Source organism: Streptomyces sp. MA5143a, from assembly GCF_900290235.1.
GTDB lineage: Bacteria > Actinomycetota > Actinomycetes > Streptomycetales > Streptomycetaceae > Streptomyces.
The window spans coordinates 1-3,028 of record NZ_OLMK01000041.1; the positions used below are offsets into that span (position 1 = coordinate 1).

3 protein-coding genes are annotated in these 3,028 nt (G+C 70.6%); 2 read left to right on the top strand and 1 reads right to left on the bottom strand.

The features are described from left to right. Positions 1-54: 54 nt before the first annotated feature. The gene (locus SMA5143A_RS19435) at positions 55-726 is read left to right on the top strand and encodes an HAD family hydrolase (protein WP_107464179.1); all 672 of its coding nucleotides are present in this window, start codon (positions 55-57) and stop codon (positions 724-726) included. Between the two features lie 112 nt (positions 727-838). On the opposite strand, the gene SMA5143A_RS19440 is transcribed toward SMA5143A_RS19435, so the two are convergent. After that, the gene (locus SMA5143A_RS19440; protein WP_107464180.1) at positions 839-1,405 is read right to left on the bottom strand and encodes a DJ-1/PfpI family protein; all 567 of its coding nucleotides are present in this window, start codon (positions 1,403-1,405) and stop codon (positions 839-841) included. A 257-nt stretch (positions 1,406-1,662) separates the two neighbouring features. On the opposite strand from SMA5143A_RS19440, the gene SMA5143A_RS19445 reads away from it, so the two are divergent. Further along, positions 1,663-3,028 (top strand): IS200/IS605 family element transposase accessory protein TnpB (locus SMA5143A_RS19445; RefSeq protein ID WP_107464181.1); only part of this gene is annotated, 1,366 nt, incomplete at its 3' end.

Sequence of the window (3,028 nt, forward strand, 5' to 3'; positions counted from 1 at the left end):
CCTGGCAACAGGACTCACTCCCGCTCAGTATTGAGGAACGGTAGTTTTCTCGGTATGGGGAAGCACGGCGCTGGGGCGCACATCGTCTGGGACTGGAACGGCACGCTGTTCCATGACAACGAGGCGATCATCGGGGCGACGAACGCGGCGTTCGCCGAACTGGGGATCGAGCCGCTCACCTTGGAGCGGTACCGGGAGCTGTACTGCGTGCCGGTGCCGAAGTTCTACGAGCGGCTGATCGGGCGGCTGCCCACCGATGAGGAGTGGGACGCCATGGACGCCGTCTTCCACCGGTACTACGCCGAGCACCGGGTCGCGTGCGGGCTCACCGACGGGGTGCCCACGCTGCTCGCCGACTGGCGGTCCGAGGGGCACAGCCAGTCGATCCTCAGCATGTACGTGCACGAGGAACTCGTGCCGCTGGTACGGGGATTCGGGATCGAGCCGCATTTCCTGCGGGTCGACGGGCGGCGGGGGCCGTCCGGGGGCAGCAAGGCCGAGCACATGGTGCGGCACCTGCGCCGGCTCGTCGGGGTGGCGCCGGAGCGGACCGTCGTGATCGGGGACGCCGCGGACGACGCCGTCGCCGCCCGGCACGTCGGGGCGCGGGCCGTCCTCTACACCGGGGGGTCCCACAGCCGGGCGAGTCTGGAGACGGTGCCCGGGGTGCCCGTGGTGGACACCCTGGAGGAGGCGGTCGTGGAGGCCGAGCGGCTGGCGGCGTAGCGCGTCGCCACCCCGGACGACCACAAGCCAGGTCACCACCGTTCCGGATGGGCGCCCTCTCGGCGCCCCCCCGGCTCCTACCTCCGTCACCGCCGCTCCTGCCCCCGTCGGCTCAGGTCGCGGGGGCCTTGGTCCGCAGGACCTTCAGGAACTCGCGCATCCAGCTCGGGTGGTCCGGCCACGCCCGCGCGGAGACGAGGGTGCCGTCGATCACGGTCTCGGTGTCCTGGAAGGTCGCCCCCGCGGACTGCATGTCGAGCTCCAGCGCGGGATACGCGGTGACGCGGCGCCCGTGGAGCGCGTCCACGGCGGCGGTGAGCAGCGGCCCGTGGCAGATCTGGGCGACCGGCTTGTCGGTGTCGAAGAACGCCTTGAGGATCTTGCGCAGCTCCGGGTCGTTGCGGAGGTACTCCGGGGCCCGGCCGCCGGGGATGACGAGGGCGACGTACTGGCCGGGGTCGACCTCGGAGAAGGCCAGGTCCGCCGGCCAGGTGTACCCCGGTTTCTCCGTATAGGTGTCGAAACCGGGCTCGAAGTCATGGACGACGAAGCGGAGCTGCTTGCGGCTGGGGGCGGCGATATGGACCTCGTAGCCCTCTTCCCGCAGGCGCTGGTAGGGGTACAGGACCTCCAGTGACTCGGCCGCGTCACCGGTGATGATGAGGATCTTGGCTGTCATGGCGGGTTCCCCTCGGCCTCGTGGTGGTTCGTCTGGTCGGGGTGTCCTGGGCAACGTGCATCCAGGGTGGGGGTGTGAACTGTTCAGGGTTGACTGCGCACAAGCATGCTCTGCCGCGTATCAATGAGTGCCCGGACTGCTTCCCGCATGGCCTTGAACGAAGGTTCTTCGGTCGAATATGTGACCTTCGCCCGTGTGGGTCGTTGAGGAGCGTGGTGAGGGTTCGGCCGGTGCAGGGACGCTGGGGGTGATCGGGGATGGGTGGGTTGCGGGAGTTGGCGGCGACCTTCGTCGCCGTGGGCCCGTCGGGTGTGGCGGTGCGTGACCGGCTCAGACAGCTGACGGCGGAGGACGAGCACGTTCTTCGTCTGGTGGGGGATCATCTGGGCGCGCTGGCCTCGCGGGATCTGAAGGTCCGCTGCGCGGTGGGGCTGGACCATGACGCAGAGGGGTGGGCCGAGCGCAAGCGGGCTGTGACGGCGGTGTCGTCCTCCCGCTGGGCCGGTTCGATCACGAAGGCCACGCATGATCAGTGGGCGCTGGCCCGGCGGAGTCAGCTCGCGCACATCCAGCAGCTGGAAGCGGGGGTGCGCACGATCACGCACCGGTTGTCGCTGCCGTTGGGCGAGAAGGGCGGCAAGCGCGCTCCGGGGGGTTATGCGAGCAGGCGGGAGTGGCATGCGAAGGCGCGCCGTCTGCACGTGCTCACCGACCGGCTCCAAGCCGTTCGGGCGGACTGGGAGGCCGGGCGCGTGCACGTGGTGCGGGGCGGGAAGCAGTTGCTGACCACCCGCCACCACCTGGATGCCGCGCAGCTCACCGAGGAGCAGTGGCGTATCCGGTGGCAGGGGGAGCGGCGTTTCCTGCAGGCCGACGGCGAGTCCGGCAAGCGCTTCGGCAACGAGACCATCCGCGTCGCCCCCGGCGGGGAGGTCTCCCTCAGACTCCCCGCGCCGCTCGTGCATCTGGCGAACGCCCCGCACGGCCGCTATGTCCTCGCCGCCCGCGTGAGGTTCGCGCACCGGGGTGACCAGTGGGCCGACCGCGTCAGCGCGAACCGGGCCGTGGCCTACCGCATCCACGAGGACCCCGCACGCGGCCGCTGGTACCTCACCGCCTCCTGGACCAACCCGCCGGTGCAGACTGTGCCGCTGGCCGCGGTCCGCGCGGGTGGTCTGGTGGGGGTGGACACCAACGCCGACCACCTGGCCGCCTGGCGGCTCGACGCTCACGGCAACCCGGTCGGTGCCCCCAGACGGTTCGGCTACGACCTGTCGGGCGGCGCCGCCCACCGTGACGCCCAGATCCGGCATGCCCTGATCCGTCTGCTGCACTGGGCCCGCCGACATCACCTCGCCATCGCCGTCGAGGACCTCGACTTCACCGGCGAGACGACTCGTGAGAAGCACGGCCGCCGCAAGCGGTTCCGCAGGCTGGTCTCCGGTATGCCCGTGGCCAGGCTGCGGGCCCGGCTGGTGTCGATGGCGGCCGGACTCGGCATTCCCGTCGTCGCCGTCGATCCCGCCTACACCAGCCGCTGGGGCGCCCAGCACTGGCAACAACCCCTCACCAGCAAGACAAGGAAACCCACCCGCCACGACGCGGCAGCCGTGGCGATCGGAA

Excerpts from the sequence above, each read along its gene's own strand:
- SMA5143A_RS19435 (WP_107464179.1), top strand. The coding sequence starts at position 55 with ATGGGGAAGCACGGCGCTGGGGCGCACATCGTCTGGGACTGGAACGGC.
- SMA5143A_RS19440 (WP_107464180.1), bottom strand. The coding sequence starts at position 1,405 with ATGACAGCCAAGATCCTCATCATCACCGGTGACGCGGCCGAGTCACTG.